Origin of the sequence: Veillonella parvula (assembly GCF_024461875.1) — a bacterium.
GTDB classification, from domain to species: domain Bacteria; phylum Bacillota; class Negativicutes; order Veillonellales; family Veillonellaceae; genus Veillonella; species Veillonella parvula_I.
On sequence record NZ_JANGAL010000001.1, the window covers coordinates 451804 to 468748 of the forward strand.

Sequence of the window (16945 nt, forward strand, 5' to 3'; positions counted from 1 at the left end):
GGAGTTATATGAAAAACGTATTAAAAAATATACTTGGAAAAACTAAACAAGAAATAGATAATTCTATAGAAGCGAATACTGTACAAGAAGATTCTTTAAGCAAGGAATCAATGGAGGTTGATATGGATGTATGGCATGCACATACAAATGATTTAATCAAGAAAAGTGCAACTGTACTATATCAAATGCTTGATAGTGACGATTGGCATGTTGTATTTTTACATGGGGTTCCTAATGAAGAATCTGTTGAATGTAGATTTTATTATACGAATTCAGATGGGACTGCTTACTCTGGTCAACTTTTATCAAATCCAGGAATTGATCTAGAGAACTATATCGAGGGCAGTATGGATATGGCTCAATGTATTCGTGAGTTATATATTCATTTTAAATCTGGGAATATGCATCCACCTTCTTCTATTACAATTAGTGTTACAAATGAGGGAAAAGTCGAAATTAATTTTGGCTACGATGAAAATATAGACGATATAGATATTTATTTTGAAGAATATGAGAAAAATACATTTACTTGTTTAGTAAAGTAGATTTGACATTCATCCTTCTATATTGCTACAATATTGTGTATAATATATGCGATGAAGCAGAGTAGTAAACCTCTCTAGCGAGTGAGGATGGTGTAAGCTCACATTTGGTTGAAGGCGCTGCAGAGCATTGGCAGGAAAGCAGGTATCTGTTAGTAAAGGCCAACATAGAAAAAAGAGGGCGCAAGCCAAATAGGGTGGAACCGCGGGTATACTCGTCCCTGTAACGTTTTTCGTTACAGGGACTTTTTGTTTGTAACGAAATGGTTGATTTTATGTCGGTTGTGTAAAGTGGAGGCAGCAATGACATTTCAAGAGATTATTTTAAATCTACAAAAATTCTGGAGCGATCAAGGTTGTATCGTTCAAAATCCATATGACATCGAAAAGGGTGCAGGTACAATGAATCCTGCTACATTCTTACACGCTATTGGTCCTGAACCATGGGCTGTATGTTATGTAGAGCCTTCTCGTCGTCCAGCAGACGGTCGTTATGGTGATAACCCTAACCGTTTGTTCCAACATCATCAATTCCAAGTAATCGTAAAACCATCTCCAGATAATATTCAAGAATTGTATTTACAATCTTTGGCTACTCTTGGTATTCATGCTGAAGATCACGATATCCGTTTTGTAGAGGATAACTGGGAATCTCCAACATTGGGCGCTTGGGGCCTTGGCTGGGAAGTATGGCTCGATGGCATGGAAGTAACTCAATTCACATATTTCCAACAAGTTGGTTCCATCGACTGTAAACCAGTTTCCGTAGAAATTACATACGGTTTAGAACGTTTGGCTATGTACATTCAAGGTGTAGAAAACGTATATGACCTTAAATGGAATGAAAATGTTACATATGGTGACGTTTGGCATGCCAACGAAGTTGAACAATCCGTATATAACTTTGAATTAGCAGATACAGATATGCTTTTCAAATTGTTTGATATGTACGAAGCAGAAGCAAAACGCGTTTGTGCAGCCGGTTATGTATTACCAGCTTATGACTATGTATTGAAATGTTCCCACACATTCAACTTGCTTGATTCCCGTGGTGCTATTTCTATCAGCGAACGTACTGCTTTCATCGGTCGCGTACGTGCATTAGCTCGTATTTGTGCACAACAATACCTCGCTAAACGCGAAGAATTAGGTTTCCCACTTTTGAAAGGAGATAAATAAGATGGCAAAAGATTTATTATTTGAAATCGGTGCAGAAGAAATTCCTGCCGGCTTTATGCCAAATATCTTAGGTCAATTGAAACAATTGGCTGAAACAAAATTAAATGATGCCCATCTTCCTTTTGAAAGCATCGCAACATACGGCACACCACGTCGTTTGGCTCTTATTGTGAAAGGTCTTGCTGACACATCTGCTGAAATCAGTGAACGTCATAAAGGTCCTTCTGCGTCTATCGCATATGATGCTGACGGCAATGCTACAAAAGCAGCTATCGGTTTTGCTCGTGGTAAAGGTCTTGATGTAGCTAACCTAGTTGTAGAAGACGGCTATATTTATGCTGAAACTAAAACTGCTGGTGTACCTGCAAAAGATATCGTAACAGATATGTTACCACAATTAATTACAGGTCTTAACTTCCCTAAATCCATGCATTGGGGTAATTTAGATGCTAAGTTCGTACGTCCTGTACGTTGGCTTGTAGCATTACTTGATGAAGAAGTAATTCCTGTAGAATTTGCTACTGTTAAATCTGGTAATGTAACACGTGGTCATCGATTCTTAGGTGCTGATGAAATCACTATCAAAAATGCATCATCCTATGTAGACACATTAAAAGAAAACTTTGTTATGGTTGATCAAGACGCACGTCGTGAATTGATTTCCAAACAATTACATGACATGGCAGCTTCTAAAAATGCATCCATCGTTTGGGATGATGATTTGTTAGAAGAAATCAACTATCTTGTTGAATGGCCTACAGCATTGTGTGGTGGCTTTGAAGAGTCCTACTTGGCACTTCCAGATGCAGCTATCATTACACCTATGAAAGACCATCAACGTTACTTCCCATTAGTTGACCAAGACGGCAAATTGTTGCCAATGTTCTTAACAGTTCGTAACGGCTCCGATCATTCTATCGAAGTAGTTCAAGCTGGTAATGAACGTGTATTGCGTGCACGTCTTGATGATGCTAAATTTTTCTTTAACGAAGACCGCAAGAAACCTCTTATCGACCGTCAAGATGGTTTGACTAAAATTGTATTCCAAGAAGGTCTTGGTAACTTAGCGGATAAAACTGAACGTTTACTTAAATTGGGCCGTGTATTTGGTAAAGAATGTGGGTTACACGAGGACGCAGCTGTTGTGTTAGAACGTGCTACAGAGCTTGCTAAAACCGACCTTACAACTGGTATGGTTACAGAATTCACTGAATTACAAGGTGTAATGGGTAAAGAATACGCTTTACTTGATGGTGAATCTCCTGAAGTAGCAGAAGCTATTTTCGAACAATATTTACCACGTTTTGCAGGCGATGTATTGCCTCAAACTGAAGCAGGTAAAGTATTGTCCATCATCGATAAAGTAGATAACATCGTTGCCACTTTCAGCCGTGGTTTAATCCCTACAGGCTCTCAAGATCCATATGCATTGCGCCGTCAAACAATTGGTATCTTAAACATCTTGCTTGGTAGTGAATGGAATATCAGCTTACGTCCAATCTTCAAAGCATCTATGGAATTGCTTAATGTACCAGCTGAAAAACAAGACGAATTGCTTGGCCAAGTAGAAGAGTTCTTCACGCTTCGTTTGAAAAATATCTTCCTTGATCGCGAAGTTCCTCATCATGTAATTGACTTATTGTTATCTAACAACGAATTATCCGTTGCTGATGCTGAAGGTCTTGTAAATGCATTGTTAGCTAATCGCATCGATGAAAACGTTGAACTTGTTCAAGCTTATACTCGTATGTACAATCTTGTAAAAGATGTGGAATATACTGGTGTTAATAGCGATTTGTTGAAAGAAGATGCTGAAAAAGAATTGTTTGAAGCTGCTACTAAAGCATCTGAAGCGAGTAGTGCTGCTTGGGAAGCTGGCGATTATGATGCAGTCGTGGCTGTTCCAGCTACTTTAGTTCCAGCCATCAACAAATTCTTTGAAGATGTAATGGTTATGGATAAAGATGAAGCTATTAAAGCAAACCGTCTACAACTCGTTCGTTTAGCATACAGTGTAATGGCTATTATTGGCGATATTAGCGCATTAAAATAACATATTTCAGTAAAACTTAAAAATTTTACAATGATATACAGGAGAAGAGGTACCGTGCGTATCTCTTTTTTGCTTTTACGAAGAATATGCAAATTTTATGCAGGATTTTTAGAGACTATGACGAATACTTTATAATATACAAAGTTGTATGAGGAGATAGATGATTATGAATCATGATGAATTATATAAAGCCTTATGTAAGGTGCCAAGCGGCAAAGAAAAGTCTCGTGATAGAATTATTATTGAATTATATATGCGTTCCCAAGGAGCATCACAGAAGCAGTTAGTAGATGCTCTAAATATGCGTCCTGCTACTGTGTCGGAGCAGACAGATATTCTCATTGAATTGGGATATGTTACAAAACATATTGATTATATGGATAAACGTATATCTGTAGTTACTTTAACAGATGAGGGGAAACGGTTAGGCAAAACTCTTTTACATACATATAACGAATTTCTTAATGTAATGTTCTCTGATTTATCGGATGAAGAACAGGAGAATTTATACCGCTTATTAGGTAAGTTAAAACGACCAATTATACGTAAATAATACGTAAATATTTGGATTATTAAAATAATATAGAAAATACTTGCTAACAGTACGTGATTTATGATACTATATTGCTGTTAATTTGAGACAGTCCGCTGCCTATAAGGTGTAGGTATTGAATGTCTGCAAACAGGAGGAAACAATGAACATTATTAACGTACTTGAACAAGAACAACTTCGTACAGACATCCCTACTTTCCGCGCTGGTGACACAGTTCGCGTACACGTAAAAGTAGTGGAAGGTACTCGTGAACGTATCCAAGTGTTCGAAGGTTTGGTAATCAAACGTCAAAACGGTGGCGTACGTGAAACTTTTACAGTTCGTCGTATTGCATCCGGTGTAGGTGTAGAACGTACATTCCCACTTCACAGCCCACGTTTAGCTAAAATCGAAGTTATGCGCCGTGGTGTTGTTCGTCGTGCTAAATTGTACTACTTACGTAACCTTACTGGTAAAGCTGCTCGTATTCGCGAAAAACGCTAATGTTCATAAAAGGCTGCCGTTGGCAGCCTTTTATTTTTGCTAAGATTAGATATGAATAGTTCTATTTTATTATTCTATGATTTAAAGAGTTATAATAGAGGAATATAGAGCTGTAAAAAGATAAATATAAAATATACTAAGTATCTCTATGAGATGTATATAAAGTATATAGAAAGGATATAAAATGGCAGATTCACCTATCGTACATTGGTTCCCTGGGCATATGGCGAAAGCTACTCGTATGATTACAGAGTATATCAAGAAGGTAGATGTTGTTATCGAGTTATTAGATGCGCGTATTCCTCGCTCTAGTGCGAATCCTGTAATCCTTGAACTCGTTGGACAAAAACCACATATTGTACTGTTAAATAAAGTTGACTTAGCTGATCCTAAAGCCACAAAGGAATGGACTGAATTCTTTACTAAACAAGGCATTACAGTATTGGCTATCGATTCTAAATCTGGCAAAGGCAATAAAAAATTATTATCTACCGTAGAACGTCTAAGTAAACCTATCATTGAGCGTTGGGTAGCGAAGGGGATTCGCAGTCGTTCTGTTAGGACTATTATTTTAGGCATTCCTAATGTTGGTAAATCTACATTGATTAACTCTTTAGCTGGTTCTGCTGCAACGCGTACAGCTAATAAGGCAGGTCATACACGTGGTCAACAGTGGGTTAAAATCGGTAAAAATCTTGAATTGCTTGATACACCAGGTGTATTATGGCCAAAATTAGAAGACCAACGTGCAGCGGCTCGCCTCGCTATGACAGGTGCCATTTCCGATGATGTTTATGATTTAGAGCATGTTATAAAACAGCTATTAAATTACTTATTGACGAACACGCCAAATATTTTGGTAGAGCGTTATAAATTAAAAGAAGAAGAGATGACCGATGTTGATACGATTCTTGAAAGCATCGGACGTCGTCGAGGTTGTCTTGTAAGCGGTGGCATTGTAGATTTTGACAAGGCTCGCCGTATTATTTTGCAAGACTACCGCAATACTAAGTTAGGTACAATTACTCTCGATCAAGTTGATGAAGAACCGTACTACCCTGCAGATGGTGAGGAGAGTCATAATGGATAAGGATATATTTTCTAAGTTAAAAGTAGCAGATATTAAAGCTCTCTTTCAAACTGAACAAGCTTTAGAAATTTTGTCTTTTGCTCAAGAGGATACTCGTAGTTCTGTACAGAAATTGGCTGCTTCTTATATTAAGCGTCAAGAAAAAGAGTTAAAAGAACAGCAACGCCTCATGGGTATGTATGACTATGAAGGCATGTTCTATGATCAAGGTATCTATCATGTGGCTGGAGTCGATGAAGTGGGGCGTGGCCCTATTGCGGGCCCTGTAACGGTAGCTGCTGTTATCTTGCCACCTATGACATTAATTCCGGGGCTCAATGACTCTAAAAAACTAACAGAGGAAAAACGGGAAGCACTCTATGATATCATCATGGACGAAGCCGTTGCTGTTAGCTGTATTTCCTACGGTCCAGAAAAGATTGATGAACTCAATATTTATGAAGCAACGCGACAAGCGATGTATGAGGCCATTCGTATGCTCAGCGTACCAGCTGAAGCAGTAGTAGCTGATGCTATGAAATTGCCTGATTTGAGGATTCCCGTTGAATCCATCATTAAAGGTGATAGCAAAAGCGCTAATATTGCTGCTGCATCCATTATTGCAAAGGTTACGCGAGATCGATATATGAAGAGCCTTGATGATGAATATCCTGGTTATGGCTTCGGTATTCATAAAGGTTATTATACGGAGTTACATAAAGAAGCTGTGGAGCAACAAGGGGTAACACCGCTTCACCGCAAGAGCTTTGAGCCTGTTAAATCTATTGTGCGTTGGGTTAAACCTGAGTAAATCTTATTTATTTATATATGGGTAATAGGTTTATTTTATGATTCGACTATTAAGTTAAGTCTTATAGTTGTATTAGTTATATTAGTTATATTAGTTATATTAGTTTTATTCGTATTATCATTATAAATTGCATATAGTTTATAACCGTAAAGAGGTTCCTATTGGTCACCTATGTGACTATTAGGAACCTCTTTTGTATTTACTTTTGTAACCTCCATAATTTACGCTACAAGTAAGTATTACCTGTTGAAAGATTAATATAGTATAGATATTAAATTCTATGAGTTGTTGTTGCAGATACACCATATTAGGAGGTATATATGAAAACGATTAGTACTGGTAAAGCATTTAATGAACTCGATTCAAAAGAACTGGGCAAATGGGGAGAACGAGTAGCTACCAATTATATTGAAAAAATGGGACTTACTGTAGTAGATACAAATTATCGAACCCGTTTAGGCGAAATAGACATCATTGCTAAACGTGATTTAGTCTATCATTTTATAGAGATTAAAGCTCGCCGAGGTATGCAACATGGACTAGCACGTGAGGCAGTTACCAAGAAAAAACAAAAGCATATTAAACGAGCTGCTATGTTGTTTCTATATGATTTAAATCAAAAAAAGCGCCGTTGGAAGGAAATATCCTTTGATGTAATAGAGGTGTATTTGCACGAGGACTTTCAAAGTTCTATTCATTATTTACCACAGTGTTTTTAGTGAGGTCTGTTTATGTACGCAAAATTATATGGAGCCACCTTACACGGCATTAATGGATGCATCATTACTGTAGAGGTCGATATATCACAAGGTTTGCCGGTCTTTGATATCGTTGGACTACCTAATCAATCGGTTAAAGAGGCTCGTGAACGGGCACGAGCGGCCATTAAAAATAGTGGATACGAATTTCCAATGAGACGCATCGTAGTCAATTTAGCTCCGGCTACAATTCGTAAAAGTAGCGCTGGACTCGATTTAGCTATTGCTTTAGGGGTTCTGCTTGCATCAGGACAGATAAAGGGGCGTAAAGCAAAGATTTCGGCTTTATTTGATAAGAGTTTGTTTATGGGAGAGTTAGCGTTAGATGGTTCGCTATTACCAACCTTTGGGACTTTAGCTATGTCGCTAGCAGGATTAGATGCTAACTATTCAACAGTTTATACAAGTATTGCAAATGGTAAAGTGCTACAGTCTATTCCTAATTTAACCATATATGGTGGATCATCATTACAAGAAATTATTACTATTTTAGAGGAACAAATTAAGCCAAAGGTAGTTGATAAAAATAAACAAATAAGTATCAAAACAGAACATGTAGATAAACATAATACCAATAAATCAACTCTAGAGTCTATGCCATTAACTGGCAATAATGAAAATGTAGATACAATCAGCAAACCGCAAGTAACTATGATTAGTAATAATTGTGTTGATATGTCTGTTACGGATGAAAGTATAACTATAAAGTCTAATCAAATATATACAGTTGATTTTGGCGATGTACAAGGTCAAGAGTTAGGAAAACGAGCAATGCTCATCAGTGCTGCAGGTCATCATCATTGTATTATGATAGGGCCTCCAGGTGGGGGTAAAACGATGATGGCCGAACGATTGCCGACCATATTGCCTCCTATGACTTGGAATGAAATTGTTGAAGTGAGTCGTATACAAGATGTAATAGGTTTACTAGGTGATAATGGGCTAGTGAAATCTAGACCTTTTAGACATCCTCATCATACAGCAACTTTGGCTAGTATGGTCGGTGGAGGGATACAGGGACGTCCTGGAGAGGTAACATTAGCTCATGGAGGCGTATTATTTATGGATGAAGCGCCTGAGTTTCAACGCCAAGTAATCGATGCATTACGACAGCCTTTAGAGTCTAGAACGATTACTATAAATCGGTCTCAAGGAAATTATATATATCCAGCTAATTTTATTTGTATTCTTGCGGCCAATCCTTGTCCTTGTGGGTATTACCATGATCCTCATAAGGAATGTGTCTGTACAGAAACGATGGTTAAAAACTATCAGCAACGGTTATCAGGGCCGATTATGGATCGTATTGATTTGCATATTCCCGTTGAGAGACCGACCCTTGAACAGCTGTTAGATACATCATCTTCAAATATGACGAGTGAAAGTATGAGACAACAAGTTATCATGGCCACTGCTATGCAACAGAAACGATATGAAGGTTTTGACTTTAATTCGAATGGAGCAGTTCCTCATAAGGCAATTAGTGAACTATGCAATATTACAGATAAGGCTTGGAGTGTTTTAGGCAATATATTTGACCATTTTCATTTAAGTGGGCGAGCTTTTGATCGCATATTAAAGGTGGCTCGTACAATTGCTGATTTAGAAGAAAATCCAAAAGTAGAACCACATCATATTTCTGAAGCAATGTTATTTAGAACTGGCAAATAAAGTATTTATCTCATAAATTTAGTAGTTGTTTATTTGCTAAAAGTAGTTGTTTGATTCTATATAAAATTAATGATTATATACATAGAAAGAATTACTAGGTGTTTATATGATTAGATACGATGACAATATTTATATTGCAGGATTACAAAGCTTATACAATGTTGGAGCCACATATGTAAGGCGTTTTATAGAGGATTTTGGATCCCCTTATGATGCGTGGCAAGCTATTAAGAATGTAGAAAACTTAAAATCTTATACATATATTTCTGCATCTGATAAACGTGCCATTTCAGCATCGGCTAAAGATGAAAAATTAGAGTATATTATCCATAAAGTAGACGAATACCAGATGGATTTTACTACCTTTTTAGACAAAGACTTTCCGTCTATCTTAAATCATATATACAATCCGCCAGCCATTTTATTTATGAGAGGTAATCGGGCACTCTTAGATGGACGATTAAATCGCATTGCTATTGTTGGAGCAAGGAGTTGCTCCTTATATGGCCGGAATGTGGCGAGAATGCTCGGCAAAGAATTAGGTAAATACAGTACCATTATTGTTAGCGGTGGGGCCCGTGGTATAGACTCACATGGTCATGAAGGCCTTCTAGCTAGTCAGGGGTATGGAATCATTGTTATGGGTTGTGGTTTAGATATTACCTATCCTCGAGAAAATGCAAAATTATTTGATCGTATGTTACAAAATAATGGGTTACTTCTATCCGAATACCCGCCGGGTACACCGCCGTCCGCAAAACATTTCCCAGCACGGAATCGTATTATTAGTGGATTATGCAGAGGTGTTATCGTAGTGGAGGCCAAGTCCAGTAGTGGTTCTTTGATTACGGCAGATATGGCGGTTAGTGAAGGTCGAGATGTATTTGTGGTACCATGTAATCTATTAGACCATACGGCTGATGGAAATAAATTTCTAATGAGAAATGGTGCATATGTACTTACTGGGTATGAGGATATAGTTGAACAATATCATTTAACATTGCGGGAATATTTTTCTAGTGAACAAAAATTTTTACCAACAAGGAATAATGAAAATAAAGGTGTAAAAGATAGCGTTCAAATAGGGAATCATAGTCAAAGTGTTGATAGAAAAGGGTGCTCTATGTTAAGCTTTAATGTGGATAGGAGTGTAATATTGAGTGAAATACCTCATGATCGATGTATTACGGTTAGTGATATTTTGAAAGCTACTCGTATTCCATTACAACAACTACAGCCCTTATTACTAGAGTTAGAAATGGAAGGGGCTATAGAGAATCATCCGCCGAGAGGCTATATTAATATGACTAGGAGTGATATACTTGTCCATTAAACGATCTATCGTTATTGGCGAGCCGAAAGCAGCTAGTACTAGTAATGATACAGAAAAGAAAAATACTAAGAAAGAAAGTACTACGATAAAGCGTAAGGTAGCTAAGGAAGCCCTTACTCCAATGGGGATTGTACGGGATAAATCTGTACTACAAACTTCAGTGCCACCGGAGCAACGCGAACCTCGCGTATATAATCCTGATGGCAAAGTATTAGTAATCGTAGAGTCTCCTGCTAAATCTAAAACAATTGAAAAATTCTTAGGTCCTAACTATGTGGTAAAAGCGAGTATGGGCCATTTACGAGATTTGCCTAAATCTCAAATGGGCATCGATATAGAGCATGATTTCACGCCGCGCTATAGTAATTTGGTAACACGTAAAAAGGTTATTGATGAACTAGTTTCTTATGCTGATGAAAGCAGTGCCGTATTGCTCGCAACTGACCCTGACCGTGAAGGGGAAGCTATTTCTTGGCATTTAGCGTACATTCTAAATGTAGATCCTACATCTACATGCCGTATTACGTTCAATGAGATTACTAAAAATGCGGTAGCAGAAGCATTAGGTTCTCCACGTACTATCGATATGAACATGGTAGATGCTCAACAAGCACGCCGTGTATTAGACCGTATCGTAGGCTATAAATTGAGTCCTTTATTATGGAAAAAGGTTTGTAAAGGCCTCAGTGCAGGTCGTGTGCAATCCGTTGCGGTTCGACTCATCTGTGAGCGAGAGCGCGAAATTCAAGCCTTCGTACCACAAGAATATTGGACCATTGAAGGTAATTTTGAAACGCCTAAAAAAGAGGCTTTCACAGCGGAATTGACACATATTAAAGGCGAGAAAATCGATATTACTACTGAAAGCGATGCACAAGCCATAGTAGATGCTATTGGCGGTGAAGATGCAGTAGTGACAAATATTGAAAAGCGCAAACGTTCTCGTAAAGCGGCACCTCCGTTTACAACATCTACGTTGCAACAAGACGGCGTGCGTAAATTGAACTTTGGTGCTAAGCGTACGATGATGATTGCCCAACATTTATATGAAGGGTTAGAAATTGGCTCCTATGGCCACGTAGGTTTGATTACGTACATGCGTACAGACTCTACGCGTATTTCTAAAGAGATGCAAGTTATGGCTAAGGACTTTATTCTTCGTAACTATGGGGAGGAATATTATCCATCTAAACCAAATGTGTACGGTTCTAAAGGTTCTGCACAAGATGCGCATGAGGCGATTCGTCCTACATCTCTCGAGTTAACACCTAAAATGGTGGAACCATTCTTGAGTCGCGATGAACTTAAGCTATATACGTTGATTTGGAATCGTTTTATGGCGAGCCAAATGGCGCCTCAACAAAATGAATCCACAACGATTGAGTTGAATGTTAAAGATGACTATACCTTTAAAGCAACTGGCTCTCGTGTTATCTTCCCAGGTTTCAGTGCTGTTTATGAAGATGTGAAAAAAGAGGATGCACCTCAATTGCCAGCTCTGAAAAAAAATGATGCTGCCCATACGGTAGAGGTATTGCCTGAACAACATTTTACACAACCACCTCCACGTTACTCCGAGGCGAGTCTCATTAAGACATTAGAAGAACTTGGCATTGGTCGCCCTAGTACATATGCACCAATTCTAGATACTATCGTAAGCCGTAACTATGTGGAAAATACGAATAAACAATTCGTGCCTACTGAGCTAGGCTTTGTAGTGGTAGACTTCTTGATTACATATTTTGAAAAAATCATCAATACTGGTTTTACCCGTGATTTAGAAGAAGAACTTGATGCTATCGCATCTGGTAAGGATACGTATGTAAAAGTATTATCTGATTTCTACGAGGTCTTTGCGCAAGAACTAGAGGATGCAAGTGATGTAGAGCGCATTGAAATTGCATCTATGGAAAGCGATGAGATATGTGAACTTTGTCATAGTCCAATGGTATATAAATTTGGTCGATACGGTAAGTTCTTAGCATGCTCTAATTTTCCAGAATGTAAAAACACTAAACCTATTACAGTAGGAACTGGTGTAACATGTCCTAAATGTAAAGAAGGGGAAATCATAGAACGTAAGTCTCGTCGTGGACGCATTTTCTATGGCTGTAATCGATACCCACAATGTGACTTTACACTATGGGATAAGCCAACCCATGATTTCTGTGAAACATGTGGTTCTATAATGGTTGAAAAGACATATAAAAATGGTACAGTTAAAAAGTTCTGTTCCAATGAAACTTGTCCGACTCGACCACCAAAGAAAACAAGAAAGAAAAAGAGCGAAGCTAGTGAAGAACCTGTAAAAGAATCTAAAAAGTCTAGTAAAGCTAAAAAAGAGGAAACTACAATTGAATAATAAAAATGTTATTGTTATTGGTGCAGGCCTTGCAGGCTCCGAAGCGGCTTGGCAACTCGCTAACCGAGGTATTCATGTAGACTTATATGAAATGCGCCCTGTGAAGAGTTCTCCGGCGCACCAAACAGATCAATTTGCAGAGCTCGTATGTAGTAACTCGTTGCGTGCTGGTAATATTGAAAATGCGGTAGGCCTTTTGAAAGAAGAAATGCGTCGTTTAGGTTCTATCATTATGGAATGTGCCGATGCAACTGCTGTACCTGCCGGTGGTGCATTAGCAGTTGATCGTCATTTATTTAGTGAAATGGTGACGAAGAAGATAAAGAGCCATCCTAATATTACAGTTCATCACGAAGAGGTAACTGAGATTCCTACAGAGGGAACTGTTATCTTTGCTTCTGGTCCACTTACGTCTGAAGCATTAGGAGATAAGATTAAAGCCTTAACTGGTGAAACAGGCTTTTACTTCTACGATGCTGCTGCACCTATCGTAACGGCTGAATCTTTAAACTACGATAAAGTTTTTGCTGCTTCTCGTTATGACAAAGGCGATGCGGATTATCTTAACTGTCCTATGACAGAAGAGGAATATAAAGCGTTCTGGCATGAGCTTACAACAGCTGAAGCCGTACAGCCAAAGGATTTTGAAAAAGAAATCTACTTTGAAGGCTGTATGCCCGTAGAAATCATGGCAAGCCGTGGTGAAGATACATTACGTTATGGACCATTAAAGCCTGTAGGCTTAGTGGATAAACGTACCAATGAGGAATCTTACGCAGTGGTACAATTGCGTAAGGAAAATAAGGAAGGCACCATGTTTAACTTGGTAGGCTTCCAAACTCATTTAAAATGGGGCGAACAAAAGCGTGTATTCGGTATGATTCCAGGACTCGAAAATGCAGAATTTGTTCGTTATGGTGTTATGCATCGCAATACATATATCAATTCTCCTGATTTGTTAAATCACGCATTCCAACTAAAAAAAGAACCACGTCTATTCTTTGCTGGTCAAATGACAGGTGTAGAAGGCTACTTGGAGTCTGCTGCTAGCGGTCTCATGGTAGGCCTACAAGTAGACCGTTACTTAGAGGAACAACCGTTTATTGAATTCCCTAAGACGACGGCTATTGGTTCTCTTAGCCACTATATTTCTAATTACGAAGGCTCTAACTTCCAACCAATGAATGTCAACTTTGGCATTATGGAGTCGTGGCCTCAAAAAGTACGTAAGAAAAAAGAAAAAAATGCACTGATTGCTAATCGTGCTTTAGAAGAACTGGAAGCTCTAAAAGCTAAAGAAAATTTATAAGAAATAGCCTTTTAAGAAATAGTTTTATTTCAAAAAATAGTAAAAGTCCTACATACAATGGTAAAACCAATGAATGAAGGACTTTTCTTTTTATATGTAATTTATTTACGTTTTTTAGTTTTTACTGTTGGTTCTATAGCAACAAGTACCTTTTGATTTTTCTTTTCTAGATAGCCTAGATAGATGAATACACAGATACCGACAATGATTGCTATTAAACTCGTCATTTGAGCAGATTTTAGACCTAACGTTACGTTTACGTAATCGCCACGCAAGAACTCTAAGAAGAAGCGAGCCGTAGAATAGAGAATGGCATATAGTACGAATACCTGACCCTTAGCATGCTTAAAAGATCCAAATAATAGAAGGGCCACAAAGATAAGAATATCTATTTGACCTTCCCATACTTCGGCAGGCCATAGTGGTTGATTACCGTAGGTGCGGTATGCAAGGGTACTTTCAGGATAGATAATACCATAATTACCGCCCGTAGGATGACCAAAAGCATCACCGTTTAAAAGGTTTGCCATACGACCTACGGATTGAGCCAAAATCAATGCAGGGGCAAATAAATCGGCAAAAGCCCAAAAGTCAATCTTGTTTTTACGAAGATACCAATAACCCGCAATTGTGCCTAGTACTACGCCACCTTGAATGGCCATGCCTCCTTGCCAAACAAAGGGAATTTCCAATAAATGATTACCGTAATAATCCCAATCAAAGAAAAAGACATCCCATAGGCGAGCACCGATGAGACCAGCTACGGCAACAGTAATGGAAAAGTCGATGATGTGTTCATGCCATCCGCGGCCATCCTTTTTCAAAAGTACATAGGCAACAGAGGCACCACAGATGATAGCCAAAGCTAACATGGTACCATAGGCTCTAATAGGGAAGTCCCCTATGAAAAATAAATATTGATGCATACAAAACTCCTTATATGATAATTTTTATTAGTACATAGATTAAATTATAAATTACATATATCCTTCATGCAAGAAAAGAGATGAACTATATATAATATGGTATAATATAGAAATTGGTATTGTATCCCAGTATGGGACCTAGAATTAGGAGAGTACATGATTCGTAAATCTACTATTATAAAATCGTTAACAGCTTTAGTAATGTCTGCATTATCTAGTACATACGTACATGCAGAGGTATTGGTTCCTTTGGATCAATTTTTAGCCACTACTACACGTCATTACGAAGCAAATCAATATAAAACAGCATATACCGTGTATGTTCCACAAAGTGAATTACAAGGTGAGAAGGTTGTTTTAAATCCTACAGCCGTAGGTGAACCTGTTAAATTGCCCATTACCAAAAAAGATGGTATATCCTATGTAGATATTGAGTCTGATCCAGCTATGCTAGGTGTTAGTTATACAAAAAATAATGGTCAACTTATTTTAGGCCCTGCACCAGAAGCATCTACGATGAAAGCGCCTTATACATTGCAAACACCATTGGCGTGGGTTTTTGATCCATGGACAGCGGAGGGCGCTCCATATCAGGCAAAACTCAATACGAGTGGTGATAATATCATTTCTCCAAGTTGGTTTAAATTACATAGCTTAGGTTTAGAAGCAAGTCCAAATATTAATATTGATTATGTGAAAGCGTATAAGGATAAAGGCTATCACATTTGGCCGTTGATTACTAATCGGTTTGACTCTAATTTTACAAGTGGTATTTTGGCGGACCAATCGGTATGGAAGAAATATGCTCATAATCTTGTTCAATATGCCTATATATATGGGTTTGATGGTTATAACTTTGACTTTGAAAACATCGATTATGCTGACCGCGATCGTTTAACAACATTTGTATCATATTTGTCTAATCATTTACATCAATATAATATTAAAACTTCTATCGATGTGACCGGGTATTCTGATAGTCCAGAATGGTCATTAGTGTATAACCGCAAAGCTTTGGCAGATACTGTCGACTATGTAGTTCTTATGGCATATGACGAAACTTGGGCTAAGAGTACTACTGCAGGTCCTGTTGCAAGTTATCCTTGGGTTCGTAGCCATACAGAAAGAATACTCTCTGAAGTTTCTTCTCAAAAGCTAATATTAGGGGTACCATTCTATATGCGCTTATGGCATGACACGAATGGTTATGCTAAAAGCGAAACATTGGCTATGAAGAATACCGGGAATTACTTTGCTAATTACAGAGATAAAATGACTTGGGACGATCGATTAAAGTTATACTATTTATCTATTCCAACAGCTGCTGGTTCAGATCGTATTTGGTTTGAAGATAATACATCGTTAGGCTTAAAACTTGATCTGGTAAAAGAATTACACCTTGGTGGGTTTGCTGCATGGCGTAAAGGGTTTGAAGATGTTTCTACGATTACTATGATTCAAGAAAAAGACTTAGGACGTGGTATTCCTAAATCTCCTACAGCAGTTGTTCCTGAACCTGTAGTTGAAGTATCTAAACCATTAACTAAGCTTGAACAATACAAATTACGCTTAGAAGAAAAAGAAAAAGAAAAAGCAGCTAAAGCGGAAGCAAAACGAAAAGCTAAAGAAGAGAAAGAGGCTGCTAAACGCAAAGCAAAAGAAGAAGCTGAAAAAGTAAAAGCTGAGAAAAAACGCTTAGAAGAAGAAGCTAAAGCTAAAAAAGAGCATAATAAACAAACAGTTAAAGAGCAAAATGATTTATATACTAGTTATAGTTCGGATCAAAATACAAGCCCTAAAAATGATTTAACCAAAAGTATTCAAGTCGTAAAACGCTAGTGTTTGACTGCTTTTACAGTACGTAGTAAAATAAAAATATTAATTATAAAATGGCA

14 protein-coding genes are annotated in these 16945 nt (G+C 37.9%); 13 read left to right on the top strand and 1 reads right to left on the bottom strand.

The window, feature by feature from the left end:
• Positions 1-8: 8 nt before the first annotated feature.
• The 12 genes from NE668_RS02085 (at position 9) to trmFO (ending at position 14124) form a co-directional block, all read left to right on the top strand.
• Positions 9-545, top strand: coding sequence for an immunity protein YezG family protein (locus tag NE668_RS02085; RefSeq protein ID WP_227036977.1), 537 nt, complete (start codon positions 9-11; stop codon positions 543-545).
• Positions 546-845: 300 nt separating this feature from the next.
• Positions 846-1721 carry a glycine--tRNA ligase subunit alpha gene (gene glyQ, locus NE668_RS02090; protein WP_060919832.1) on the top strand — a complete coding sequence of 292 codons (876 nt, stop codon included), beginning with the start codon at positions 846-848 and terminating at the stop codon, positions 1719-1721.
• Between the two features lies 1 nt (position 1722).
• The gene (glyS, locus tag NE668_RS02095; RefSeq protein ID WP_227036976.1) at positions 1723-3774 is read left to right on the top strand and encodes a glycine--tRNA ligase subunit beta; all 2052 of its coding nucleotides are present in this window, start codon (positions 1723-1725) and stop codon (positions 3772-3774) included.
• A gap of 166 nt (positions 3775-3940) precedes the next feature.
• Positions 3941-4327, top strand: a complete 387-nt coding sequence (locus NE668_RS02100) for a MarR family winged helix-turn-helix transcriptional regulator (protein WP_024061633.1) — start codon at positions 3941-3943, stop codon at positions 4325-4327.
• 142 nt (positions 4328-4469) lie between these two features.
• Complete coding sequence (gene rplS, locus NE668_RS02105) at positions 4470-4811, top strand: 50S ribosomal protein L19 (protein WP_004695921.1); 342 nt, start codon at positions 4470-4472, stop codon at positions 4809-4811.
• A 184-nt stretch (positions 4812-4995) separates the two neighbouring features.
• The gene (ylqF, locus tag NE668_RS02110; RefSeq protein ID WP_227036975.1) at positions 4996-5901 is read left to right on the top strand and encodes a ribosome biogenesis GTPase YlqF; all 906 of its coding nucleotides are present in this window, start codon (positions 4996-4998) and stop codon (positions 5899-5901) included.
• Positions 5894-6691 (top strand): ribonuclease HII, encoded by a 798-nt coding sequence (rnhB, locus tag NE668_RS02115; RefSeq protein WP_227036974.1) that lies wholly within the window; start codon positions 5894-5896, stop codon positions 6689-6691. The genes ylqF and rnhB overlap by 8 nt, the downstream gene beginning before the upstream one ends.
• A gap of 320 nt (positions 6692-7011) precedes the next feature.
• Positions 7012-7410 carry a YraN family protein gene (locus NE668_RS02120; RefSeq protein WP_004696986.1) on the top strand — a complete coding sequence of 133 codons (399 nt, stop codon included), beginning with the start codon at positions 7012-7014 and terminating at the stop codon, positions 7408-7410.
• Between the two features lie 12 nt (positions 7411-7422).
• Positions 7423-9120, top strand: coding sequence for a YifB family Mg chelatase-like AAA ATPase (locus NE668_RS02125; protein WP_227036973.1), 1698 nt, complete (start codon positions 7423-7425; stop codon positions 9118-9120).
• A 106-nt stretch (positions 9121-9226) separates the two neighbouring features.
• Positions 9227-10453 (top strand): DNA-processing protein DprA, encoded by a 1227-nt coding sequence (gene dprA / locus NE668_RS02130; protein ID WP_227036972.1) that lies wholly within the window; start codon positions 9227-9229, stop codon positions 10451-10453.
• Positions 10443-12815, top strand: a complete 2373-nt coding sequence (topA, locus tag NE668_RS02135) for a type I DNA topoisomerase (RefSeq protein ID WP_227036971.1) — start codon at positions 10443-10445, stop codon at positions 12813-12815. Before dprA ends, topA begins: the two co-directional genes overlap by 11 nt.
• Positions 12808-14124 carry a methylenetetrahydrofolate--tRNA-(uracil(54)-C(5))-methyltransferase (FADH(2)-oxidizing) TrmFO gene (trmFO, locus tag NE668_RS02140; RefSeq protein WP_227036970.1) on the top strand — a complete coding sequence of 439 codons (1317 nt, stop codon included), beginning with the start codon at positions 12808-12810 and terminating at the stop codon, positions 14122-14124. Before topA ends, trmFO begins: the two co-directional genes overlap by 8 nt.
• Positions 14125-14225: 101 nt before the next feature.
• On the opposite strand, the gene lgt is transcribed toward trmFO, so the two are convergent.
• Positions 14226-15050 carry a prolipoprotein diacylglyceryl transferase gene (gene lgt / locus NE668_RS02145; protein ID WP_004695902.1) on the bottom strand — a complete coding sequence of 275 codons (825 nt, stop codon included), beginning with the start codon at positions 15048-15050 and terminating at the stop codon, positions 14226-14228.
• Between the two features lie 156 nt (positions 15051-15206).
• Here lgt and NE668_RS02150 point away from each other — a divergent pair, with 156 nt between their 5' ends.
• Entirely contained in the window at positions 15207-16889 is a 1683-nt protein-coding gene (locus NE668_RS02150) for a glycosyl hydrolase family 18 protein (RefSeq protein WP_227036969.1), read from the top strand.
• Positions 16890-16945: the final 56 nt, after the last annotated feature.